The sequence below is a fragment of the Streptomyces sp. NPDC088400 genome, assembly GCF_044753355.1.
In the GTDB taxonomy this organism is placed as follows: Bacteria; Actinomycetota; Actinomycetes; order Streptomycetales; family Streptomycetaceae; genus Streptomyces.
The window spans coordinates 771,009-792,822 of record NZ_JBIVMZ010000001.1; the positions used below are offsets into that span (position 1 = coordinate 771,009).

Below are 21,814 nucleotides of genomic sequence, written 5' to 3' on the forward strand. Positions count from 1 at the left end.
GGGCACTGACCCGAGCGACCGGCAGGCGGGAATCGTGAGGATCTTCGGGAAGGTACGGCATCGGCCCTCCGCCTCGTGGCGGCAGGCCACCGACCGCGCGTTCACGCTGATCGGTGACGGCCGGTACGAGGACGCGGGGGCGCTGCTGACACGCGCGGCGGATCTGGAGCCCTGGCTCTCGGAGTCCTGGTTCAATCTGGCGCTGCTGCACAAATTCCGGCACGACTGGGAGCAGGCGCGCGCCGCCGGCCTGCGCGCCGTCGCACTGCTGGACAAGGAGACCGGCGCTCCCGACTGGTGGAACGTCGGGATCGCCGCCACCGCGCTCCAGGACTGGCCACTGGCCCGCCGCGCCTGGCAGGCGTACGGACTGAAGGTGCCGGGCAACCAGCACAGCGTCCAGGCCAACGCCGAGCCGGACGGCATGGGACTGGGCAGCGCGGCCGTGCGCCTCTCGCCCGAGGGCGAGGCCGAGGTCGTCTGGGGCCGCAGGCTCGATCCGGCCAGGATCGAGATCCAGTCGATCCCGCTGCCGTCCTCCGGGCGGCGCTGGGGCGAGGTCGTCCTGCACGACGGCGTACCGAACGGTGAGCGCACGACGGCCGCGAGCCCGGACGGCGCCACGCGCGCCTACCCCGTCTTCGACGAGATCGAGCTGTGGGCCCCCTCGCCCGTGCCCACCTGGGTGGTGCTGCTGGAGGCGGCCACCGAGGAGGACAGGGACGCCCTGGAGCAGCTGGCCGCCGACGCCGGATTCGCCGCCGAGGACTGGTCGTCCTCCGTGCGGCTGCTCTGCCGTTCCTGTTCCGAGAGCCGGATGCCGAGCGCGGAGGGCGACGGCGAGCACCTCGACCCGCACGATCACAGCGAGCCGGGCCACCCGGGACCGCTGGGACACCGCACGGCCGGTGAGCTGTGGGCGCCGGAGCGCGAGTGCGGGATCGCGGCGCCGCCGGGGCTGGTGCGCGGACTGCTCGACGGCTGGGTCGCGGACAGCCCGGAGACCCGTGAGTGGCGCGATCTCGAAGAAGTGTGCTGAGAACCCGGAAGAGGTCCGCCTCGGACGTGGTCCGCTGGTCCGCCTCGGAAGAGGTCTACTGAGAGCGGTGAGGCTGCCCGTAGGCTGTATGGGCACATCGCACCGATCGTGCAGGCAGCATCGGGTACCGAGGAAGGCGTACTGCGGACATGGCGCAGCAGGAGACGGACCAGCGGATGAACAATGAGGCCGCTGTGGCCGAGCCCGGGGACGGGTTCGTCGTGGACACGGAGGACGCCGAGGCGCGCGAGCTGGCACACCGCGAGCGCGGCACGTCCCGCCCGATCACCGTGGTCGGGAATCCGGTGCTCCACAAGGAGTGCCAGGACGTCACGGAGTTCGACGACAAGCTCGCCGCGCTGATCGACGACATGTTCGCCAGCCAGCGCACGGCCGAGGGCGTCGGACTCGCCGCCAACCAGATCGGTGTGGACCTGAAGGTCTTCGTCTACGACTGCCCGGACGACGACGGCGTACGGCACGTCGGCGCCGTCTGCAACCCGGTGCTGGAGGAACTGCCCCCGGAGGAGCGCCGGTTGGACGACTCCAACGAGGGCTGCCTGTCCGTACCGACCGCGTACGCCTCGCTGCCGCGCCCCGACTACGCGGTGGTCCGGGGCCAGGACGCCCAGGGCAACCCGATCAAGGTGCGCGGCAGCGGCTACTTCGCGCGCTGCCTCCAGCACGAGACCGACCACCTGTACGGATACCTGTACATCGACCGTCTGTCGAAGCGCGACCGCAAGGACGCGCTCCGGCAGATGGAGGAGAACACGCCGCGCTACGAGGTCGTCTCCAACGGCTGAGTACCCCGCGCTACGAGGTCGTTTCGAACGGCTGAGGCACCGTCACCGCCTCCCGGACCGGTCCCGGAGACGCCGTCTCCGGCCGCACGGGTGACGGCCACGCCTTCTTCAACGAGTCGGGTGCCACGGCGAGTTGGTAGTAGGTCCACATCAGGGGCGGGAAGACACCGCCCCGTTCGGAGTCGCCGCCGCCCACACCCTGCATGCCCAACAGCTGCGGGGTGTCGGGCTTGGTGCGGAACATCGTGACGGCGGTGCTCAGTTCGGGTGTGGTGCCGATGAACCAGGCTGATTTCATCCGGTCGTTGACACCTGTCTTCGCCGCCCGGACGAAGGCGTCGGACCACGACTTGCCGTGCCGGGCGATGCTGTCCCGGCCCACGCCGAGGAGCGCTTCGGACACGACCTGGGCCACTTCCGGATCCAACGCCCTTACGGTCCCGGGCCGGTCGAGGCCATCGAGCGCGACGCCGTTCCGCTCCACCTTCGTCACCGAGTACGGGTCGCGCCGTTCGCCGTCGTTGACGAAGGTCGTGTAGGCACCGGCCATGCGCACCGCGCTGGGTGTCGAGGTGCCGATGGAGAAGGTCGGCTCCAGCTTCGCCATGCTCTCCTTCCGCAGCCCGAGGGCGATGGCCGTGTCCCTGACCTTGTCCAGTCCGAGCTTCTTGCCCGTCTGGACGTACAGCGAGTTCTCGGATTTCAGCAGGGACACGGCCAGGCTCGTACCCGCCCGCGCGCGCTGCTCGGCGGCTTTGGCGGGGAATGCCCCCTGGCGCTTCAGGGCGGCGGCGTACACGAACGGCTTGAACGCCGAGCCCACCGGTACGCCCGAGGTGTCCGCGTTGTTGCTGAAGTGCTTGATGGCGTCGGAACCGCCGTAGACCGCGACGATCGCGCCGTCCTCCGGCCGTACCGAGGCCGCGCCCACCTCCACATGCCGGTCCGCCTCACGCTTCGCCGGGTCGAGCTTCTCCGCGCGTACCTTCTCCACCGCCTTGGCCAGGGCGTCCACCTTGTCCTTCTCGAAGGTCGTGTGGATGCGGTAGCCGCCCAGGGCCAGTTCCTTGCCGGTGAGCCCGATGCGGCTCTTCAGGTACTTGTTGGTGATGTCCATCAGATAGCCGATCTGCCCGGCCTGGCTGGTCGGCTTGGTGGGCTTCTTCGGCTCGGGGAAGTCCTTGTATGTGGCGCGCTCCTGGGCGCTCATGACGCCTGTCTCGACCTGACGGTCCAGTACCCACTCCCAACGGTCCACGGCTCGTTCACGGTTGGCGGGGCCGAGCGCCGGATCGTAGCTGTCCGCGCCCTTGAGGAGCGTGGCGAGGAACGCGCCCTGGCTGGGATTCAGGTCGTCGGCGGGGATGCCGTAGTACGCGTACGAAGCGGCCTGGATGCCGTACGAATCGCGGCCGAACCAGGAGGTGTTGAGGTAGCCCTGAAGGATGTCCTCCTTGCTCATACGGCTGTTGACCTTGAGCGCGAGGACGAATTCCTTGCCCTTGCGGGTGACCGTCTGGTCCTGGCTCAGGTAGGTGTTCTTCACGTACTGCTGGGTGATGGTCGAACCACCCTGGGTTTCCCCGCCCTTGAACATGGCGACGACGGCGCGGGCGATGCCCGTCACCGAGACGCCCGAGTCGCTGTAGAAGTCGGCGTTCTCGGCCGCCACGGCGGCGCGCTCCACGGCGTCGGGCACCTGGTCGAGCGCGACGTCCTGCCTGTTCACATCGCCCACGCTCACCATGCGGCTGCCGTCGGCCCAGTAGTAGACGGTGGCCTGGCGGCGGGCATCGACGTTCTCGCCCGGTATGTCGACCATCTGATAGACGACGGCGAACGCGCCCGCGACGGAGCCGACGGTCAGGACGGCGAGACCGGAGACCAGCTTCCAGGACGGCACCCAGCGCCGACGGCCCGTCCGGCCTTTCCGGCCCTTCTGGCCCTGGCTCTGGCCTTTCCTGCGGGAGCCGATGCGACGAAGCCGGGGTGTGGGGGGCAGCCTCATGGTGCGGACCTGGACCTCTCCTGGGGGCATGAACCACCGCGAACCGCGGTGCGGACACACACCAGACGTCCTGGCGGCCGGATGAGGTTGTCGTTCTCCGTGGAATCGCGCGGATCAGCCGGAAGCGGTATCGGTGTTGACGGCCTCGACCACATCTCTCAGCTGGGAGCGCACGGTGATGCCCAGCTTGGGGAACGCCCGGTAGAGGTGCGACGCGACGGTACGGGGAGACAGATACAGCTTCTCCGCCACCTCACGGTTGGTCAGGCCCAGAGCCGCGAGCCGTACGATCTGCTGCTGTTGGGGCGTGAGGACGGCGAACGCGTCCGGTTCCGCCGGGCCGCTGTGGGCGCCGGCGGCCCGGAGCTCGGCCTGGGCTCGCACCACCCAGGGCCGAGCCCCCAGCCGCCGGAAAGCGGCCTCGGCCTCGGCCAGCGGAGGACGCGCCTCGGCGATGCGGCGCCGGCGGCGCAGCCACTCCCCGTACGTCAGAAGCGCCTGCGCCCGCTCCAGAGGCCTCCGGGCGAGTGCCGGAGTCGCCAGTGCCCGGGTGAAGTGGCGCTCGGCCTCGTCGGGAGGGGCGAGTATCGCCCGGCTCAGGTGGACCAGGGCCGCCCTGCGGGGAGCGAGGCGGCCCGCGTCCGCGAGGGAGCGCTCGGCCGCGTCCACGGCCCGCGCCGCCTCCTCGTGCCGGCCGCAGCGCGCCGCGGCCGACGCGAGGTCCGGCAGCGCCGGATAGGAGAGGTGATAGTGCACGGGATCGCCCTGGCCGTCGAAGAGCGCGCGGTGGTGGAGGTACGCCGTTTCGGGATCGCCTTCCGCGGCGGCGGCGGTTCCCAGCGCCCGGTGGGCGGTGACCAGGACCGAACGGCTCTCCAGGGGGTCGACGAGCGACAGAGCGTGCCGGGCCTGCGTACGCGCTCCGGCCGGGTCTCCTCGCAGGGCACGCAGCAGCGCGTCGGTGGCCGTGGCGCAGGCAGCGGCGTGGTCGAGACCGGCGGACGCCGCGACGGCCGAGAGTTCGGCGCACGCCGCCTGGGCACGGGCCCACCTGCCGTGCTCCAGATAGGCCCAGGCCGCGATCCCGCCCAGGCCGTCGGGAAGCGGCCCCCGGGACGTCCATGAGGTGAAGGCCGTGTCGAAGGCGCGTACGGCCAGATCCGTCTCGTCGAGCAGCCAGGCGGCGACGGCGAGCAGCGTCAGGGTCTCCGGCCGGTCCCCCGCCGCCGCGACCAGAGCGGGCAGCCGCAGGGGCAGATCCCGGCCGGCCGCCTCGGGACGCGCGACGACCCTGGCCCACTCGACCAGGAGAGCGTCCTCCTCACCGATCCGTCGGGCCGCGGAATCGGACGTGGCCGTGACGGGCAGAAGACGTTCGATCTCCCGCAGTTGGGACGGGTCGCCCGAGTAGAAGCGGACCACGGCGGCCGCGGCCAGGGCCTCCACGGCGGCCGTGGGGGCGGTGTCCGCCAGCGCCAGGGCCGCACGCGTCAGCTGTCCGAACGCGGCGCTGTGCGAGGTGGTCAGCGTCATGAGCCGTCCCACGTGGAGGGCCGCCAGCGCCGCGGCGGTCGGATCGTCCGTGCCGGCGCGGGTACGGGCGGCCAGCCGCTCGACGGAGTGGAGCCGACCGGTCAAGACCGCCGTACTGGTGGCGGCGGCGAGCAGCCGGGTGCTCTCGCCCCGGTCGGGGTGCAGATCGGCGGCGCGTTCCAGCAGGTGCGCGGCGGCCGCGTACCCGCTGCGGTGTCGCGCCCGGTCCGCGCTGCTCTCCAGCTCGGCGGACACGCGCGCGCTCAGGCCGGACGTGGCGGCGGCGAGGTGCCAGGCGTACCGGTCGGGATCCTGCCCGCGGAACAGCTCGGCCAGCTCCAGGTGCGCCGCCCGGCGCTCTTCGGCCGGGGCCGCCTGGTAGATCGCGATGCGCGACAAGGCGTGGCCGCAGCGCAGCCGTCCCCCGGTCCGGCGGACGAGTCCGGCTTCCTCGGCGGGCGCCCACACAGGGTCGCCGATGTCCGGGAGCCAGGACAGCACCGCGCGCGGGGGATCCTCGGTGTCCGCCGTGGCCAGGCGTACCACCGCGCGCCGGGTCCCGGCCGGCAGTGCTGTCAGACGGTCCGCGTAGACCCGCTCCAGTCGGTCCGTGACCGGGAGCGGGCCGACGGTGCCGCGGATCGTGTCGATCGTGTGCGCGTGTTCCGCTGCGGCTCTCGCCAGTTCCACCAGGGCCAGGGGGTTGCCCTCCGCCTGGTCGAGGATCCGCTCGCGGGTGAGCCCGTCGGGCACCCGCGGCTGCTGGTCGAGCAGCCGGTTCGCCGCGTCCCGGGGCAGTGGGCCCAGGTCGAGGGTCCGCTGCCGCGCCGCGAGATCCGGTAGTACCCCGTCGCGGGCGGCCAACAGCATCGTCACCGGCTCGTCGGCCAGTCGGCGGGCCGCGAAGGAGAGCACGTCCAGCGAGGCGCGGTCGGTCCACTGGGCGTCGTCGACGACCAGCATGAGGGGCCGGTCGACGGCGAGGTCCGACAACAGGGTGAGGACGCCTGACCCGATGAGCATCGGATCGGGTGCCTCGCTCTGCTCGGCCAGTCCGAACGCGGTGTGCAGAGCCCTCCGCTGCCTGGGCGGCAGTCTGCCGATGTCCCGGCGGACCGGCCGCAGAAGCTGGTGGAGGCCCGAGAACGCCAGGTCGGTCTCGGACTGGCTGCTGTCGGCTCTCAGCACCCGGCCGCCCGCCGCGCCGAAGCGGAACGCGGCCTGTCCCACCAGCGTGGTCTTGCCCGCTCCGGGAGCTCCCGTCACCGTCAGCAGTCCGCCCGTGGGCCGCGCCGGGTCGACGGCTCCGAGGAGCTCGTCCAGTTCCGCTTGCCTGACCGCGCGGATGTCGTCCTCGGCGGCGGAGGCTCCCGCCGCATGCTCGTCCACCAGATCTCCAGACGCTGCGGAATTCTCCTGAACCCGGTGACTCCGGTGACCACATCCCGCATATCGACGCTACCAGGGCAGTCCGGGCGGACGGCCGCTGCCGGCCGGGGTGCCCGCCGCCTCACAGCCCCCCGCCTCACAGCCCCCCGCCTCACAGCCCACCGCCTCACAGCCCCGCGCCTCACAGCCCCGCGCAGGCAAGTGCAGTCAGGTGACCGATACCGCCGAGACCGTACTCGATCCCAAGCTGGGAAGCGTCCGACGCCTTCGTCCGACGCCTTCGTCCGACGCCTTGGTCCGACACCTTCGAAGGAGAACCATGTCCGCCCCTTCCTCCCATGAATCCGTGAACCGGCAGAGCGCGCGGCCGGACGGCGCCGGGACGCCGACGGTCAGCACCATCGAGCTCGGTGATGTGCGGATCCACCGCGTCATGGAGTTCTCCGACACGACGCCGATGACGACGGACGTCTTCTTCCCCAACAGCAAGCCCGAGGAGTGGCAGCGCCACACCGAACTGCTGGCGCCCCACCACTGGGATCCGGAGACCGACCTCACCCGCGCCGCCACCCAGTCCTGGGTACTGCGCAGCGAGGGCAGGATCATCCTTGTCGACACAGGCGCGGGTAACGGCAAGTACCGCCCGTACCAGTCGATCTGGTCCTACCTGAACACCGACTACCTGGCGAACCTCGCCGCCGTCGGCGTGCGGCCCGAGGATGTCGACCTGGTCATCAACACCCATCTCCACGACGACCACGTCGGCTGGAACACCCGGCTGGAGGGCAAGGACTGGGTGCCGACCTTCCCCAACGCCACGTACCTCATGCCACAGCGCGACTTCGAGTACTGGAAGCCCGAGAACCTCCACAACACGGTGTTCGGGCGGGGTAACCAGAACGTCTACGAGGACAGCGTCACCCCGGTCGTCGAGGCCGGCCTGGTGGAGGTCTGGGACGAGTCGTACACCATTGACTCCCACCTCCGCCTGGAACTGACCCCCGGGCACACACCCGGCGCGTCGATCATCCACCTGGAGTCCGCGGGCGACCGCGCCATCTTCGCCGGAGACCTGCTGCACGGCGCGATCCAGGTCCACGAGCCGCACATCAACAGCTGCTTCGAGGAGGACGAGGACGGTGCCCGCGCCAGTCGTGCGCGGATATTCGCCCACGCGGCCGACAACAACGCCCTCATGCTGCCGGCTCACCTGCCCGGCCACGGCGCCTTCGAACTGCGCCGGCGCGGCTCCGGCTTCGAACTCTCCAACTGGGCGCCCTTCTCCCGGACTTGATTCCGGCGCCCGCCACGCGAAGAGAAACCTCATGTCCACCCAGGGAGCCCGCGTGGGTGGCCGGCCGGGCCTCACGCCGCGTGCGAGGGACCCCGGAACGTACGGCGGTACGTGTTCGGGGTCGTCCCGAGCGTCCGCAGGAAGTGATGGCGCAGCCCCGCCGCGTTCCCGAAGCCGGCCCGGCCCGCGACGCTGTCCACCGTCTCGTCCGTTCCCTCCAGCAACTCCTGTGCCAGCAGCACTCGTTGGCGTAGCAGCCAGCGGTACGGCGTGGTCCCCGTCTCCTGCTGGAAGCGGCGGGCGAACGTACGCGGCGACATGTGCGCCCGCGCGGCCAGCTGCTCGACGGTCATCTCGCGGTCCAGATGCCGCTCCATCCAGCCGAGGACGTCACCGACCGTGTCACAGCGGTCGCGGGGCAGCGGGCGCTCGATGAACTGGGCCTGCCCGCCGTCCCGGTGCGGCGGGACCACCATGCGGCGGGCGATCGCGTTGGCGACCTCGGGGCCGTGTTCCTTGCGCACGATGTGCAGACAGGCGTCGATCCCGGCGGAGGTGCCCGCCGAGGTGACGACGGCGCCCTCGTCCACGTACAGCACATCCGGCTCGACGACGGTCCGCGGAAAGGCGCGGGCCAGCTCCGCCGCGTGCCGCCAGTGACCGGCGCACCGGCGCCCGTCCAGCAGGCCGGCTGCGCCCAGCACGAAGACCCCGGAGCACACGCTGAACACGCGTGTGCCACGGTCGACGGCGCGCCGCAGGGCGTCCAGCAGCTCCGGCGGGAAGTCGCGGTTCATGTACGACTCGCCCGCCGGTACGGCGATCAGATCGGCCTCCTCCAGCCGCTCCATGCCGTGCAGATCACTGATCGTGAACCCGGCATGGGTCCGCAGTACCGGCCCCTCGGCGGAGACCACGGCGAAATCCATGACGGGCAGTCCCTGCTCGCTGCGGTCGAGTCCGAAGACCTCGCAGACCACGCCGAGTTCGAAGGGATGCACACCGTCGAGAAGGACAACCGCCACGTTTGTCAGCATGGAATCAGTGTGGCAGTAATTCGATGGTTGGTGACAGTCCTGCCACTGCTTTCCGGCGAGGGGAACGGCGACAGTAGGGCCATGGACACCTTCCTGACAGTTCTCGCCCTTATCGCCCTGTTCGTCCTGCTGGGTCTGCCGCCGCTGATCTGGCACCTCAAGGACCGGGCGATCGACCGCCAACTGCGCCGCGCCGAGCACCCGGATCCACCGGAAGATCCCCGGCCGGCCGCCGGGGACCTCCACCGGCCCGCCGCCGGGCCATCGCCGCGTGCGCGAGCCCCGCGCACGCCGCACCGACCGCGTACCACAGCAGGTCAGGCGCATTGAAGGTCGAGCCGAGCACCAGCCGCGCGAGCACGCTCCGCGCGGCCAGCTCGGCCGGGACGGCGGTCAGCTGGAGCAACTCGACCGCGCAGCTGAACGCCAGTGCGCCCGCCGCGGCCGTCAAGGGCCGTACCCGCGGAGCGGCCAGCACGACCAGCGTATGGACCAGCACGGTGTAGAGCGCGTCGCCGCCGTACTTGGCGACGTCGCCGACCCCGACCGCCCTGATCCCCAGGCCCGCGGCGACGGTCAGCACGGCCGCACCACACGCCACCAGGCGCGTACGCGCGAGAGTCCCCATGGGGGTGAACTCTATGCGGCGGTACGCGCCTGGTGGGTGCCCGGTCTTGTCGCGCCCGGCCGAACCGGGCGAAGCCATCGCTGAAGGGGGTCAGGCCGGTACGTCTGCGTGGCCGCTCGCGTACGAGACGAATGCGCGCCAGCCGTCGGCCGGGACCTGGAGTACGGGGCCTTGTGCGTTCTTCGAGTCGCGGAGGTGGACTGTGCTGGGGGAGACTGCGACTTCTACGCAGTCTCCGCCGTCCGAACCGCTGTAGCTGCTCTTGAACCAGGCCACCTCTACGCAGTTACCGCCGCCTGAACCGCTGTAGCTGCTCTTGAACCAGCGCAGTTGGGCGGGCCCGGCTGCAACCTGCTCAGTGCTCATGCTTCTCCTGCCACCCGCTCGATCAGACGCGCGGACTCCTCCGCGTTCAGGGCCTGTGTCCGCAGCTTGCCATAGCGCAGCCCGAAGGCACTGACATTTGCGGCGTCGGTGATCACCAATCCCACGTCCTGGGACTCGATATAGCCCACCCGGCGATGCTCCAGGGTCTCCAGAATCACCATAGGTCCGTTGAGACCGGGGTGGAAGCCACGATCCGAAGGCATGACCTGGATCTCGACGTTGCGCTTCGCCCCCTGCGTCAGAAGGTGTTGACGCTGCCCCCTCATCACTTCGTCGCTGCCCACCATGCTGGTCAGGGCCGATTCGCCGATGATGAAGCATGTCTCCACCATGGGTGTGCGCGTCAGCAACTTCTGCCGACTGAGCCTCGCTTCGAGATGCTGCTCAATGATCTCCTCGCTGAGGGGCGGGCAGTGCGCCGAGAACAGTGCCCGTGCGTACTCCTCTGTCTGGAGCAGCCCGGGGATGAGTAGGGGGTCGAAGTCGTATCTGCTCACCGCCTCCGTCTCGATCAAGGCGAAGTCCTGGAAGAACGCGGGGAGTTTGGCCAGGTCCACGTCGTCCTGCAACACCGCCAGCGTCCCGCCCGCGTTCAACGTGGTCTCCGCCGAGTCCGTGAACGCGGACTTCGCCGGCCTCCGGCCCTGCTCGATCGAGGCGACCTGCTCGTACGAGTAGCCCACTGCCTCGGCCAGTTGCTGTTGCGTCAGTCCGGCCCGCTCGCGGTGGAGCTTGACCAGTTTGCCGTAGCCGACCCAGATGCCAGGTCGGTCGTCGTCCTTGGGCCGCTGCTTCTTCTGACGGCTGGTTCCCATACGCCTCACACCCCAACGTGTGTGCCGATGCGCGAAATGCTCTTCTCAGGGCAACGCCCGACGCTTCGGCGCCGTCACGGGACGTGACCCGTACAAACAGGGACCCGGCCCGTACACGGGCTGCCGGTACGGTCGTTCGCCCTGGTCACGCTATACGCGCAACGGGACCGTAACCGTATGAAGTCGGAAATTCCCCCCGCCGCCGTCTCCACCGGCCCGGCTGCCCCCGCCGAACTTGTCGCCCCGCCGCCGCGTTCGCCGCTGTATCCGCCCTCCCGGGTCAAGCTCAGCTCCAGCCACCGGGGTGCCCGCCTGGCTCGGTTGCTCGCCGGGCAGCAGCTCGAAGAGTGGGGGATTCCGCGTACCGGCTCAGTTTCCGCCGTGGTCGTCGCCATCGTCGCGGAGCTGGCCGCGAACGCCGTGACTCATGGCCGTACGCCTGGGCGGGACTTCGAGCTGCGTTTGACTCTCACCTGCGCCGCCGTACGGGTGGAGGTCATCGACACCCGACCCGACCGTTTTCCGCGCGCACCCGGTGTGTCGGCGCCGCCTCCGCCGGACTCGACCCACGGGCGCGGCCTGCTTCTTGTCGCCGCCTACGCGGACCGTTGGGGCTGGGCCCTTCGCGACGCGCGGACCAAGACCGTCTGGGCCGAAGTGGACGCGGAAGCAGGGACCGTATGAGAGAAGCAGGCGGCGGCCCCGTCTCCCGTACCCGTCTCCCGTACCGGAATTCCCGTGACGTGGGAATTCCGGTACAGGAGAGGGGAAACAGGAACGCGCGTATCAGGAGGTCGCGTTCCAGGAGTGCGCGACGTCGACGATCAGCTGGCCGCCCGACTGCGTCACCCGGAACGGCAGCCGCGCGCGCACGCCGACCCCTACCAGCACGTCGTCCTCAAGGGCATCGATGTAGCGGGTGTCCTTGAACGTGTCGTAGCCCGTGACGTCCACTCCGGGCAGCGGCCTCCCGTGCTGCGCCGGGTACGAATCCGAGCCCGTCGACGGGTCGAAGTTCGGGCCCACGGCGACCTGAAGTGTCGCCCCGCCGGACAGCGGGGGCAGGTCCGGCGAACCGGGCACTGTCAGCTTGTCGACATACTTGACGCGGTAACCGAGCGCCCCCTCCGCCGAGCCGCCCCTGAAGTCGAAGACCATGCGGTCGAAGCACTCGTGCCGGCTGGTCTTGACGTTCGTCAGCGGCGGCTTGTAGTTCTCCGACGGGCGCACGAGCTTCTCCGCGCTTCCCCAACCGGTCTCACACGCCGCCGAAGTCGACGCCGACGCCGACGTGGCCGAGTCGGCCTGCGCCGTGCCCATCGCTCCCGCCGTTCCGGCTCCCGCCAGCACGAGCACCGCCAGCGTGGTTCCGAATCTCCGCATGCTTGCTCCCATTGATCGAGTTGATCGAGTTCACAAGATCGAGTGGATCTCATGAGCTTGAACAGCCTGGTGTGGCAAGGAGGTTGCCTGCTTTTCCGGCGAGTTCGGGTGGCGGGATCCGGCGGGATCCGGCGGGATCGGCGGGACTCAGAACTCGTCGTCGAAGCCGACCGTGCCCTCCACCGCTACCTGGTACGCCGACGGGCGGCGCTCGAAGAAGTTCGTCAGCTCCTGGACGCCCTGGAGCTCCATGAAGGAGAACGGGTTCTCCGAGCCGTACACCGTGGGGAAGCCCAGCCGATCGAGGCGCTGGTCGGCGACGCACTCCAGGTACTGGCGCATCGACTCCGTGTTCATGCCCGGCAGGCCCTCGCCGCACAGGTCGCGGCCGAACTGGAGCTCCGCCTCCACCGCCTCCTTCAGCATGTCCGTGACCTGCTGCTGGAGGGCGTCGTCGAACAGCTCCGGCTCCTCCTTGCGGACCGTGTCCACGACCTCGAAGGCGAAGTTCATGTGCATGGTCTCGTCGCGGAAGACCCAGTTCGTACCGGTGGCCAGACCGTGCAGCAGGCCGCGCGAGCGGAACCAGTAGACGTAAGCGAAGGCGCCGTAGAAGAACAGGCCCTCGATGCAGGCCGCGAAGCAGATCAGGTTCAGCAGGAAGCGCCGGCGGTCCGCCTTCGACTCCAGCCGGTCGATCGTCTCGACCGAGTCCATCCACCGGAAGCAGAACTGCGCCTTCTCGCGGATCGACGGGATCTCCTCCACCGCGTCGAAGGCCGCCGCGCGGTCCCCGGGATCGGGCAGATACGTGTCCAGCAGCGTCAGATAGAACTGGACGTGCACCGCTTCCTCGAAGAGCTGGCGGGAGAGATACAGCCGCGCCTCGGGGGAGTTGATGTGCTTGTAGAGCGTCAGCACCAGGTTGTTCGACACGATCGAGTCGCCCGTCGCGAAGAACGCGACCAGCCGGCCGATCATGTGCTGCTCACCGGGGGAGAGCTTGGCGAGGTCGGTGACGTCGGAGTGCAGGTCGACCTCCTCCACCGTCCAGGTGTTCTTGATCGCGTCGCGGTAGCGCTCGTAGAAGTCCGGGTAGCGCATGGGGCGCAGGGTCAGTTCGAAGCCCGGGTCGAGCAGGTTCTTCTCGGTTGTCACGGTCGCGTCTGTCGGGTCGGTGGTCATTACTGGCAGGCCTCGCAGGACTCGGGGTTTTCCAGGGAGCAGGCGATCGCCTCGTCATCAGGCGTCACCTGCGCGGGTACGGGTACGGGGGCGGACGCGGGTGAGGGCGCCGCCTTCGACGCCTGCGACCCAGCCGCCTGCGACCCGGCTGCCCTCGCGATCCGCGTCGCCGGGCGCGAGCGCAGGTAGTACGTCGTCTTCAGCCCCTTCTTCCAGGCGTACGCGTACATCGAGCTGAGCTTCCCGATGGTCGGCGTCTCCAGGAACAGGTTCAGCGACTGGCTCTGGTCGAGGAACGGCGTACGGGCCGCGGCCATGTCGATCAGGGCGCGCTGCGGGATCTCCCACGCCGTGCGGTACAGGTCCCGGATCTCCGCCGGGACCCGGGGCAGGTCCGCCACCGAGCCGTTGGACTCGCGCAGCGCCTCACGCGTCGGTCCGTCCCAGATGCCGAGCCTCTTCAGGTCCTGCACCAGGTACGAGTTGACCTGGAGGAACTCCCCGGAGAGCGTCTCGCGCTTGAAGAGGTTGGAGACCTGCGGCTCGATGCACTCGTACACGCCCGCGATCGAGGCGATCGTCGCCGTCGGGGCGATCGCCAGGAGCAGGGAGTTGCGCATGCCCGTCGTCGCGATCCGGGCGCGCAGCGCGGCCCAGCGCTCCGGCCAGTTCAGCTCCACGTCGTAGTGGTCGGGGTGCAGCACCCCGCGCGCGGCGCGCGTCTTCGACCAGGCGGGCAGCGGTCCCGACCGCTCGGCGAGGCCGCAGGACGCCTCGTACGCGGCGAGCATGATCCGCTCGGCGATCCGGGTGGAGAGCGCGGCGGCCTCGGGGGAGTCGAAGGCCAGCCGCTTCTTGAAGAAGACGTCCTGGAGGCCCATCGCGCCCAGGCCCACCGGACGCCATTTCGCGTTGGAGTTGCCGGCCTGCTCGGTCGGGTAGAAATTGATGTCGACGACCCGGTCGAGGAAGGTCACGGCGGTGACCACGGTCTCGTCGAGCCGCTCCCAGTCGATCTCGCCGGTGGCCGCGTCCACGAACGCGCCGAGGTTGACCGACCCGAGGTTGCAGACGGCCGTCTCGCCGTCGTCCGTGACCTCCAGGATCTCCGTGCAGAGATTGGAGGAGTGGACGGTGTGGCCGGGCTCGGCGGTCTGGTTGGCCGTACGGTTCGAGGCGTCCTTGAAGGTCATCCAGCCGTTGCCGGTCTGGGCGAGCGTACGCATCATCCGGCCGTACAACTCCCGGGCGGGGATGGCCTTCCGGGCCAGACCGGCCGCCTCCGCCTCGCGGTACCTCGCGTCGAACTCGTCGCCCCACAGGTCGACCAGCTCCGGCACATCGGCGGGCGAGAACAGCGACCAGACGCCGTCCGCCTCGACCCGGCGCATGAACTCGTCGGGGATCCAGTGCGCGAGGTTCAGATTGTGTGTACGGCGGGCTTCCTCACCGGTGTTGTCCCGCAGCTCCAGGAACTCCTCCAGGTCCGCGTGCCAGGTCTCCAGGTAGACACAGGCCGCGCCCTTGCGCCGGCCGCCCTGGTTGACGGCCGCGACCGAGGAGTCGAGGGTGCGCAGGAACGGCACGATGCCGTTGGAGTGCCCGTTCGTGCCCCGGATCAGTGAACCGCGCGAGCGGATACGGGAGTACGGGAGGCCGATGCCGCCCGCGTGCTTCGAGAGCCGCGCCACCTGGTGGTAGCGGTCGTAGATGGAGTCCAGCTCGTCCAGCGGGGAGTCCAGCAGATAGCAGGACGACATCTGCGGGTGGCGCGTACCGGAGTTGAAGAGCGTCGGCGAGGACGGCAGGTAGTCCAGGCGGCTCATCAGCCGGTACAGCGCGGCGACTTCGTCCAGCGCGCGGACGCTCGCGCTGTGTGCCGCGTCCGCCGCGCCGGAGTCCGTCGGCTCCTCGGCCAGCCCGGCGGCGACGCGCAGCATGAAGTGCTGCGGGGTCTCGATCACCTGGCGGGTGATCGGGTGCCGGAGCAGATAGCGGCTGTAGAGCGTCCGCAGCCCGAAGTAGCCGAAGCGGTCGTCCCCGGCCGGGTCGATCAGCCGGTCCAGACGGTCCGCGTGGCGCGTGACGAACGCGGCCGTACGGTCCGCGATCAGGCCCTCGCGGTGGCCCGTCGCGACGGACCCGGAGAACGACACCACGCCCTGCCCCGCCGCCTCGTCGGCGATGGTGCGGGTCAGCAGCCGGGCGGCGAGCCGGGAGTAGGCCGGGTCCTCGGAGATCAGCCCCGCGGCCGCCTCGGTGGCGAGCCCCCGCAACTCGGCCTCGTCCGACCGGGCGTTACGGCCGCGCAGCGCGGCGGCCGCGACCCTGCCCGGGTCGGTGTCCGGCAGATCGGCGGTCAGGTCCGTCAGGGTCCGCAGCAACGCGGTCCCGGGGCCGTCGGTCACCTGCGCGGCGACCTCGGAGATGTCGGAAAGGCCTGAAGCCGGATCGGCTGGCGCGATGGTCACGTGGTGCTCTCCCTCGCTCGGCTCTGGGCCGTCGGGAGGGAAACGGGGGTCGCGGCACGACCGTACGGCCCGGAAACGGGCAGCGCGGCGCGCGGCGTCCACCGGCCCAACCGCGAGGCCCGGACGTCTGGGCATCCGGATCGGTCGAACCGGATGCGCCGTCAGCAGGTGTTCGGACTCGCGGGTATGACAAAGCACACCACAGCACACCGTTGCGGGACAGTTCCGGATTCGCACCGGATTCCCCTGCGGTGACAGCGAGGTCGAGCATACATCTGGGGTGTGGCTGCTGTGTCACCCCCCAGATGTTGTGTCGTGAGCTCACGGTCACTGACTGTCACACCGCCCCGCTATCGTCGTCAGGACAAGGAGGTCTCCCCATGACGGCCATCGATTACGAGAGTCAGGTCCTCTCCGAGGAGTTCGACGAGGCCACCCGGATACTCGCCCGCGCGACGCGCGGCATCCGGCTCGAACTCATCGACGGGAGGGTCAGGAGCAGGGTGATGCCGGACGGGGACCACGGACGGATCATCCAGTGGCTGACGCGAATCTGTACGCAGTCCCGTCCCGAGCTCTGGCTCCACCCCGAACAAGGACTCAAGGTGCAGGAGTGCCGGAAGGGCCGCGCCCGCCCCGACGGCTCGCTCGCGCCGAGTGAAGCCTTCGTCGGCCAGGGCGAATGGGCAGATCCCGCGCCGGTCTTGATGGCCGTCGAGGTGACGACGTACGACTCCGGCACCGACCACGGGCACCGGGCGGAGAAGCCGCGCGCGTACGCCCGGACCGGCATCCCGGTGTATCTGCTGATCGACCGGGAGCACCGTCAGGTGACGGTCCACAGCGCGCCGTCCGGGGCTCGGTACGGCATCGTCCTCACGGTGCCGTTCGGCAAGGAGATCACTCTCCCCGATCCCGTCGGCATCACGCTGGAGACCGAGCAGCTCAAGAACTGGGTGCGCTGACAGCCGAGTCCTGACAGCCGAGTGGGCCGCCGGAACAGTCCGGCGGCCCACCGAGTCGTACGGTACGGAACGGTCAGCGGGTCGGGGCGCTCTCCGTCGGGGTCGGCAGCTCGACCCGCACGCCCGCGTCACCGGCGTCCGCCGTGTAGTCGGACGGGCTCGTCTCGTCGATGCCCTCCGGTGCCTTGGCCGCCCGCAGGACGAAGGTCAGCACGACCGTGACGACCACATTGAGGACGAACGCGGTGAGGCCGATGTAGCCGATCTCACCGAGCCCGGGGATCTCGGCGGACGAGCCGCCGAAGTGCTTCTGCGTGGGGCTGGCCACGCCGTACGCCGCCGCCGTGCCGTACACCATGCCGACCGCCCAGCCGCCGAGCAGCGCCCAGCGGTGGAACCAGCGGGTGAACAGGCCGCCGACCAGCGCCGGCATCGTCTGGAGGATCCAGATGCCGCCCAGCAGCTGGAAGTTGATCGCCACCGTCTTGTCCATGGTCAGGACGAAGGCCAGCGCGCCCACCTTCACCAGCAGCGAGACCAGCTTCGAGACCTTGGTCTCCTGCGCCGGAGTCGCGTCCGGTTTGATGAAGTCCTTGTAGATGTTGCGGGTGAAGAGGTTCGCGGCGGCGATCGACATGATCGCGGCGGGCACCAGCGCGCCGATGCCGATGGCCGCGAAGGCCACGCCCGCGAACCAGTCGGGGAACATGTTCTCGAAGAGCTGCGGGATCGCCAGCTGGCCGTTGTCCACCTTGATCCCGGCGGCGATCGCCATGAACCCGAGCAGCGCCAGCAGACCCAGCATCAGGGAGTACAGCGGCAGGATCGTGGTGTTGCGCCGGATCACCTCGCGGCTGCGGCTGGAGAGCGTCGCCGTGATGGAGTGCGGATACATGAAGAGCGCCAGCGCGGAGCCGAGCGCCAGCGTGGCGTAGCCCCACTGCCCGGCCTCGCCCGGTGTGAGGGCGCCCCTGGGCTGGCCGGTCGCCGGGTTCTCCTGCGAGAACGCCTCGCCCGCCTTGGCGAAGATGTCGTCGAAGCCGCCCAGCTTGATCGGGATGTAGATGATCGCGACGACGATCACGAGGTAGATCAGACCGTCCTTGACGAACGCGATCAGCGCGGGCGCCCGCAGCCCCGACGAGTAGGTGTACGCGGCGAGCACGCCGAAGGCGATCAGCAGCGGCAGGTCCTTGATGAACCAGTGCGTGGTCTCGCCGCCGCCGACGCCCATCACGTCCAGTACGGCCTGGATGCCGACGAGCTGGAGCGCGATGTACGGCATCGTGGCGAGGATGCCGGTGACGGCGACCGCCAGCGACAGCCCCTTCGAGCCGAACCGGCCGCGGACGAAGTCCGAGGTGGTCACGTACCCGTGCTTGTGCGACACCGACCAGAGCCGGGGCAGGAAGGTGAAGATCAGCGGGTAGACGAGGATGGTGTACGGCACGGCGAAGAAGCCGGCCGCGCCCGCCGCGTAGATCGCCGCCGGGACGGCCACGAAGGTGTACGCCGTGTAGAGGTCGCCGCCGAGCAGGAACCAGGTGACCCAGGTGCCGAACGACCGGCCGCCCAGGCCCCATTCGTCGAGGCTGTTCTCGTTCTCGGCCTTGCGCCACCGCGCGGCCAGGAAGCCCATGGCCGTGACGGCCACGAAGAAGAAGATGAAGACGGCGAGTGCCACGCCGTTCACGCCGTCGTTCATCGCGACGCACCTCCCTTGCGGGAGCGCTGGTCACGCTTCCACAGCTGGAACGCCGTCATGGTCAGCGCGGTCGAGATCAGGACCCAGAGCATCTGGTACCAGTAGAAGAACGGGATGCCGATAAAGGTCGGATCGATCTTCGCGTACGAACCCACCCAGAGCATCGCCACGAATGGCGCGAGGAGGCAGAGACCGATCACCACTCGCATCGGTGTGACCGTGGGTGGCCGTTTCTCTTCACGGACTTCTGACACGGCGGCTCCGTCCCCTCGTGATCGCCCTATTGATCGCCATTGATCGTCACGTTGTGACGCGCTGGAAATCTAGGCGAGAGATTCGGCCACCGTCACCCCCGGTCCGCATATCGGTACGACAACGGTATGTACGCGGGGCCGGCGGAACGGCCGGAACCGGGCCCCCGAGGCCCGGTTCCTGGTCGCTCACCCGTTATGCCGCTGTGCCGATTACGCCGCCGTACCGATATGCGTCAGCGAGCCGGGCGCTTCAGCCGCGCCACGAACTTGTAGCGGTCGCCGCGGTACACCGACCGTACCCACTCCACCGGCTCACCGGCGCCGTCCAGCGAGTGCCGCGAGAGCATCAGCATCGGCAGGCCCACGTCCGTACCGAGCAGCCCGGCCTCACGCGGAGTGGCCAGCGAGGTCTCGATCGTCTCCTCGGCCTCGGCCAGACGCACGTCGTACACCTCGGCCAACGCCGTATAGAGGGACGTGTACTTGACCAGCGAACGGCGCAGCGCGGGGAAGCGTTTCGCCGACAGGTGCGTGGTCTCGATGGCCATCGGTTCGCCGCTGGCCAGCCGCAGCCGCTCGATCCGCAGCACGCGCCCGCCCGTGCTGATGTCGAGCAGACCGGCGAGCGAGTCGTCGGCGGTGACATAGCCGATGTCCAGCAGCTGCGAGGTCGGCTCCAGGCCCTGGGCCCGCATGTCCTCGGTGTACGAGGTCAGCTGGAGGGCCTGGGAGACCTTGGGTTTGGCGACGAAGGTGCCCTTGCCCTGGATGCGTTCGAGGCGGCCCTCGACGACCAGCTCCTGGAGGGCCTGGCGCACGGTGGTGCGCGAGGTGTCGAACTCGGAGGCGAGGGTACGCTCGGGAGGCACCGGCGTACCGGGCGGCAGCGTCTCCGTCATATCGAGCAAGTGCCGCTTCAGGCGGTAGTACTTGGGCACGCGTGCGGTGCGGGTGAGGGGTCCGCCGTCGGTCTCCGTGCCGCGAGTACCGCCCCCGTCCGTGGCCATGGCCTGCCTTCCCGACTCCTGCGCTGCTGCCGTCACCGGCTCCTCCGTCTGTCGCGGCTCACATGGTGGCACGGTCCGGCCACGGGTCGTCGTCCTCCTTCGGTGCTGGACCGACAACGGACGTCCGATAACGGACACGACTGTCCTTCTTATACACCGTTCCTGGTCGGTGGCCCCGACCGATTCCCGCGCCGTCGTGGCCGCCGTGCCGGCATGGCATCGCGGTGACCCCACCGTAGGCTGGTCTAAACCATTAAAGCGGAGGGGTGGCGTCAGGGGCGGTCATGGGCGCGTTCTACCGTGCTCCATCCGGGAGTTGTGGTGATTTCGAGGCCGTCCAGATGTCGGTCCGATAACGGACACGTGGGGCTCCTTGTCAAGCCTTGACACCCCATAAAAGTCTAGGCCAAGCTCCCCGTACTGGTCTAAACCATTATTGGCCAGGTCTCAGCCCCGGCAGTACTCGTCGTAAGTCTTCACGGTGAGCAGGGGGTTGCGGGAATCCCTGAGGAGGATGGCGTGAAGCGCAAGCTCATAGCGGCGGTCGGCGTCGCGGGCATGCTGGTCGGTGTTGCCGCGTGTGGTTCCGACGACAGTGACGGCAAGGGGGCGGGAGCCGACGGGTTCAAGGGCCAGACGCTGACGGTCTGGGCCATGGACGGCTCCACACCGGACGGTTGGACGAAGGACCTCACCGCCGAGTTCGAGAAGAAGACCGGTGCCAAACTGAAGATCGAGGTCCAGCAGTGGAACGGCATCCAGCAGAAGCTGACCACGGCGCTCTCCGAGACGGACCCGCCTGACGTCTTCGAGATCGGCAACACCCAGACCCCCGCCTACGCCGAGACCGGAGGCCTCGCCGACCTCTCCGATCTCAAGGAGGGGATGGGCGCCGACTGGACGGAGTCCCTCAACAAGTCCGCGGTCGTCGACGGCCGGCAGTACGCCGCGCCCTGGTACTTCGCCAACCGCGTCGTCATCTACAACAAGTCGGTCTTCAAGGAGGCGGGCGTCACCACCCCGCCGAAGACCCGTGACGAGTTCTTCAAGGCGCTCGACGCGATCAAGGCCAAGGGCAAGGCCGAGCCGATCTATCTCCCCGGCCAGAACTGGTACTTCTTCGACGGTCTGCTGATCGGCAAGGACGCCGACCTGGTGAAGAAGGACGGCGACACGTGGGTGTCCAACCTGGCCGACCCCAAGGTCGGCGAGGCGATGGCGCTCTACAAGAAGTACGCCGGCTACTCCAAGGCGCCCAAGGACAAGGACGAGGCCACCCCGCAGCAGGCCGACGTCTTCGCCAAGGGCAAGGTCGGCGCCTTCGTCGGGATGGGCTGGGAGGCCGCCACCGCCATCAAGGCGAACCCGGCCATCGAGAAGGAGATCGGCTACTTCACCATCCCCGGTGAGACCGCCGACAAGCCCGAGGGCGTCTTCCTCGGCGGCTCCAACCTCGCCGTCGCCGAGGGCAGTGAGAAGAAGGAACTCGCCAAGGAATTCCTGAAGATGGCGCTCTCCGACAAGTTCGAGGGACAGCTCGCCAAGGAAGGCGGCGTCATCCCGAACAAGGAAGCCCTCCAGTCGAATCTGAAGGGCAATGCCGCCGCCGAGGCCGCCGCTCCGGCCGTCAAGGGCGGTGACACCACCCCGCTCATCCCGGAGTGGGCCGCGGTCGAGAACGCCCCCAACCCGATCAAGACCTATATGACGGCCGTGATGAACGGCAAGTCCCACGCGGACGCGGCCAAGCAGGTCGAGGCCGAGTTCAACAAGCGCCTCGCGCAGAAGCAGTAGCGGTAGCAGTGCGGTAGCCGTAGCGGCAGGCGCACGAGGCACGGCAGCGGGACACCAGAAGCGCGGTACGGCACCACCGGTGCGGTACGGCAACGAAGTACGGCAGAAGAAGTG

At 69.3% G+C, this 21,814-nt stretch carries 18 protein-coding genes and 1 riboswitch; of the genes, 6 read left to right on the forward strand and 12 right to left on the reverse strand.

Annotation, left to right across the window (positions count from 1 at the left end; translation table 11 throughout):
- The first annotated feature begins 34 nt into the window (after positions 1 to 34).
- Together ACIQD6_RS03510 and def are read left to right on the forward strand one after the other, a co-directional pair.
- Positions 35 to 1,039: a tetratricopeptide repeat protein gene (locus ACIQD6_RS03510; RefSeq protein WP_401877521.1), complete on the forward strand. Its 1,005-nt coding sequence runs from the start codon at positions 35 to 37 to the stop codon at positions 1,037 to 1,039.
- Positions 1,040 to 1,188: 149 nt separating this feature from the next.
- Positions 1,189 to 1,845: a peptide deformylase gene (gene def, locus ACIQD6_RS03515; RefSeq protein ID WP_401877523.1), complete on the forward strand. Its 657-nt coding sequence runs from the start codon at positions 1,189 to 1,191 to the stop codon at positions 1,843 to 1,845.
- Positions 1,846 to 1,855: 10 nt separating this feature from the next.
- Here def and ACIQD6_RS03520 read toward each other — a convergent pair whose 3' ends face one another.
- Positions 1,856 to 3,853, reverse strand: coding sequence for a transglycosylase domain-containing protein (locus ACIQD6_RS03520; protein ID WP_401877525.1), 1,998 nt, complete (start codon positions 3,851 to 3,853; stop codon positions 1,856 to 1,858).
- Positions 3,854 to 3,967: 114 nt separating this feature from the next.
- On the reverse strand, positions 3,968 to 6,775 hold the full coding sequence (locus ACIQD6_RS03525; protein WP_401877527.1) for an ATP-binding protein: 2,808 nt from the start codon (positions 6,773 to 6,775) through the stop codon (positions 3,968 to 3,970).
- Positions 6,776 to 7,208: 433 nt separating this feature from the next.
- Between ACIQD6_RS03525 and ACIQD6_RS03530 the strand changes: the two genes are divergently transcribed.
- Positions 7,209 to 8,069, forward strand: coding sequence for an MBL fold metallo-hydrolase (locus ACIQD6_RS03530; protein WP_401878106.1), 861 nt, complete (start codon positions 7,209 to 7,211; stop codon positions 8,067 to 8,069).
- Between the two features lie 71 nt (positions 8,070 to 8,140).
- On the opposite strand, the gene ACIQD6_RS03535 is transcribed toward ACIQD6_RS03530, so the two are convergent.
- The 4 genes from ACIQD6_RS03535 to ACIQD6_RS03550 all read right to left on the reverse strand — a co-directional run bounded on the left by ACIQD6_RS03535 (position 8,141) and on the right by ACIQD6_RS03550 (position 10,936).
- Positions 8,141 to 9,106 carry a helix-turn-helix domain-containing protein gene (locus ACIQD6_RS03535; protein WP_401877529.1) on the reverse strand — a complete coding sequence of 322 codons (966 nt, stop codon included), beginning with the start codon at positions 9,104 to 9,106 and terminating at the stop codon, positions 8,141 to 8,143.
- Positions 9,107 to 9,263: 157 nt separating this feature from the next.
- Positions 9,264 to 9,734, reverse strand: coding sequence for a DUF2809 domain-containing protein (locus ACIQD6_RS03540; RefSeq protein ID WP_401877530.1), 471 nt, complete (start codon positions 9,732 to 9,734; stop codon positions 9,264 to 9,266).
- Between the two features lie 90 nt (positions 9,735 to 9,824).
- Positions 9,825 to 10,100: a DUF397 domain-containing protein gene (locus tag ACIQD6_RS03545; protein ID WP_401877532.1), complete on the reverse strand. Its 276-nt coding sequence runs from the start codon at positions 10,098 to 10,100 to the stop codon at positions 9,825 to 9,827.
- Positions 10,097 to 10,936 carry a Scr1 family TA system antitoxin-like transcriptional regulator gene (locus ACIQD6_RS03550; RefSeq protein WP_401877534.1) on the reverse strand — a complete coding sequence of 280 codons (840 nt, stop codon included), beginning with the start codon at positions 10,934 to 10,936 and terminating at the stop codon, positions 10,097 to 10,099. Before ACIQD6_RS03550 ends, ACIQD6_RS03545 begins: the two co-directional genes overlap by 4 nt.
- 177 nt (positions 10,937 to 11,113) lie before the next feature.
- On the opposite strand from ACIQD6_RS03550, the gene ACIQD6_RS03555 reads away from it, so the two are divergent.
- Positions 11,114 to 11,620 carry an ATP-binding protein gene (locus tag ACIQD6_RS03555; protein WP_401877536.1) on the forward strand — a complete coding sequence of 169 codons (507 nt, stop codon included), beginning with the start codon at positions 11,114 to 11,116 and terminating at the stop codon, positions 11,618 to 11,620.
- Between the two features lie 102 nt (positions 11,621 to 11,722).
- Here ACIQD6_RS03555 and ACIQD6_RS03560 read toward each other — a convergent pair whose 3' ends face one another.
- The 3 genes from ACIQD6_RS03560 to ACIQD6_RS03570 form a co-directional block, all read right to left on the reverse strand.
- Positions 11,723 to 12,319, reverse strand: coding sequence for a hypothetical protein (locus ACIQD6_RS03560; RefSeq protein ID WP_401877538.1), 597 nt, complete (start codon positions 12,317 to 12,319; stop codon positions 11,723 to 11,725).
- 147 nt (positions 12,320 to 12,466) lie between these two features.
- Positions 12,467 to 13,504: a ribonucleotide-diphosphate reductase subunit beta gene (locus tag ACIQD6_RS03565; protein WP_401877540.1), complete on the reverse strand. Its 1,038-nt coding sequence runs from the start codon at positions 13,502 to 13,504 to the stop codon at positions 12,467 to 12,469.
- A complete protein-coding gene (locus ACIQD6_RS03570) occupies positions 13,504 to 15,975 on the reverse strand; it encodes a ribonucleoside-diphosphate reductase subunit alpha (RefSeq protein ID WP_401877542.1) in 2,472 nt (823 codons plus the stop codon). The genes ACIQD6_RS03565 and ACIQD6_RS03570 overlap by 1 nt, the downstream gene beginning before the upstream one ends.
- A gap of 145 nt (positions 15,976 to 16,120) precedes the next feature.
- A riboswitch (cobalamin riboswitch) is annotated at positions 16,121 to 16,263 on the reverse strand.
- Positions 16,264 to 16,355: 92 nt separating this feature from the next.
- Between ACIQD6_RS03570 and ACIQD6_RS03575 the strand changes: the two genes are divergently transcribed.
- Complete coding sequence (locus ACIQD6_RS03575; RefSeq protein WP_401877544.1) at positions 16,356 to 16,940, forward strand: Uma2 family endonuclease; 585 nt, start codon at positions 16,356 to 16,358, stop codon at positions 16,938 to 16,940.
- A 73-nt stretch (positions 16,941 to 17,013) separates the two neighbouring features.
- On the opposite strand, the gene mctP is transcribed toward ACIQD6_RS03575, so the two are convergent.
- The 3 genes from mctP to ACIQD6_RS03590 form a co-directional block, all read right to left on the reverse strand.
- Positions 17,014 to 18,645 carry a monocarboxylate uptake permease MctP gene (gene mctP / locus ACIQD6_RS03580; protein ID WP_401877546.1) on the reverse strand — a complete coding sequence of 544 codons (1,632 nt, stop codon included), beginning with the start codon at positions 18,643 to 18,645 and terminating at the stop codon, positions 17,014 to 17,016.
- The gene (locus ACIQD6_RS03585) at positions 18,642 to 18,854 is read right to left on the reverse strand and encodes a DUF3311 domain-containing protein (protein WP_401877548.1); all 213 of its coding nucleotides are present in this window, start codon (positions 18,852 to 18,854) and stop codon (positions 18,642 to 18,644) included. The genes mctP and ACIQD6_RS03585 overlap by 4 nt, the downstream gene beginning before the upstream one ends.
- A gap of 278 nt (positions 18,855 to 19,132) precedes the next feature.
- Positions 19,133 to 19,906 carry a GntR family transcriptional regulator gene (locus ACIQD6_RS03590; RefSeq protein WP_401878108.1) on the reverse strand — a complete coding sequence of 258 codons (774 nt, stop codon included), beginning with the start codon at positions 19,904 to 19,906 and terminating at the stop codon, positions 19,133 to 19,135.
- Between the two features lie 519 nt (positions 19,907 to 20,425).
- On the opposite strand from ACIQD6_RS03590, the gene ACIQD6_RS03595 reads away from it, so the two are divergent.
- Positions 20,426 to 21,700, forward strand: coding sequence for an extracellular solute-binding protein (locus ACIQD6_RS03595; protein ID WP_401877550.1), 1,275 nt, complete (start codon positions 20,426 to 20,428; stop codon positions 21,698 to 21,700).
- The last annotated feature ends 114 nt before the right edge of the window (positions 21,701 to 21,814 follow it).

Bases quoted from the DNA above. Each gene is read 5' to 3' on its own strand.
- def (WP_401877523.1), top strand. From the start codon at position 1,189: ATGGCGCAGCAGGAGACGGACCAGCGGATGAACAATGAGGCCGCTGTG.
- ACIQD6_RS03520 (WP_401877525.1), bottom strand. From the start codon at position 3,853: ATGAGGCTGCCCCCCACACCCCGGCTTCGTCGCATCGGCTCCCGCAGG.
- ACIQD6_RS03530 (WP_401878106.1), top strand. From the start codon at position 7,209: ATGGAGTTCTCCGACACGACGCCGATGACGACGGACGTCTTCTTCCCC.
- ACIQD6_RS03535 (WP_401877529.1), bottom strand. From the start codon at position 9,106: ATGCTGACAAACGTGGCGGTTGTCCTTCTCGACGGTGTGCATCCCTTC.
- ACIQD6_RS03540 (WP_401877530.1), bottom strand. From the start codon at position 9,734: ATGGGGACTCTCGCGCGTACGCGCCTGGTGGCGTGTGGTGCGGCCGTG.
- ACIQD6_RS03545 (WP_401877532.1), bottom strand. From the start codon at position 10,100: ATGAGCACTGAGCAGGTTGCAGCCGGGCCCGCCCAACTGCGCTGGTTC.
- ACIQD6_RS03550 (WP_401877534.1), bottom strand. From the start codon at position 10,936: ATGGGAACCAGCCGTCAGAAGAAGCAGCGGCCCAAGGACGACGACCGA.
- ACIQD6_RS03555 (WP_401877536.1), top strand. From the start codon at position 11,114: ATGAAGTCGGAAATTCCCCCCGCCGCCGTCTCCACCGGCCCGGCTGCC.
- ACIQD6_RS03560 (WP_401877538.1), bottom strand. From the start codon at position 12,319: ATGCGGAGATTCGGAACCACGCTGGCGGTGCTCGTGCTGGCGGGAGCC.
- ACIQD6_RS03565 (WP_401877540.1), bottom strand. From the start codon at position 13,504: ATGACCACCGACCCGACAGACGCGACCGTGACAACCGAGAAGAACCTG.
- ACIQD6_RS03575 (WP_401877544.1), top strand. From the start codon at position 16,356: ATGACGGCCATCGATTACGAGAGTCAGGTCCTCTCCGAGGAGTTCGAC.
- mctP (WP_401877546.1), bottom strand. From the start codon at position 18,645: ATGAACGACGGCGTGAACGGCGTGGCACTCGCCGTCTTCATCTTCTTC.
- ACIQD6_RS03585 (WP_401877548.1), bottom strand. From the start codon at position 18,854: ATGCGAGTGGTGATCGGTCTCTGCCTCCTCGCGCCATTCGTGGCGATG.
- ACIQD6_RS03590 (WP_401878108.1), bottom strand. From the start codon at position 19,906: ATGGCCACGGACGGGGGCGGTACTCGCGGCACGGAGACCGACGGCGGA.